Source organism: Campylobacter sp. 107 (assembly GCF_002383835.1).
GTDB lineage: Bacteria > Campylobacterota > Campylobacteria > Campylobacterales > Campylobacteraceae > Campylobacter_D > Campylobacter_D jejuni.
Window position 1 is genome coordinate 1 of sequence record NZ_NXBA01000008.1, and the last position, 434, is coordinate 434.

The window sequence follows — 434 nt, forward strand, 5'->3', positions numbered from 1 at the left end:
AGCACTAAGATTTTCTCTTGCTTTATTTTCATTAGCTTCTTTAAATTGTAAAGCTTCTTGGATAAAGTTATAAGCATTGCTAGCAATTATGATAAAAACTAATACAATAAAAACTATAATAGAAATTCTTTTTGATATTTTAAGCAATTTTTTTACCTTTAAAGTTAGTATTATTTATTATAGCATTATTAGATACAATCTTAAAATCTTCTTTTGTATCATCTATAATGATATTGCTTTGTTTTATTTTTAAAGAAGTTTCATTGTTAAAATTTGTGTTTTTTATTATACTGCTTGTATTTTCTTTTATATTGTTTTCTTGATTTGAATTTTTATTTATTTCTTTGTTTTCATTTTTATTGATTGTTTTATCTTTGTTATTTAATTCTTCATTGATAATAAAAGAGCTCATATAAGTTTGATAAGCATTTTCT

Annotated in this window: 1 pseudogene; it reads right to left on the reverse strand. The window is 19.8% G+C overall.

What is annotated here, in order from left to right:
• Nucleotides 1-139: 139 nt before the first annotated feature.
• Nucleotides 140-434, reverse strand: a pseudogene (locus tag BGS40_RS09300) (hypothetical protein); the annotation flags it as partial.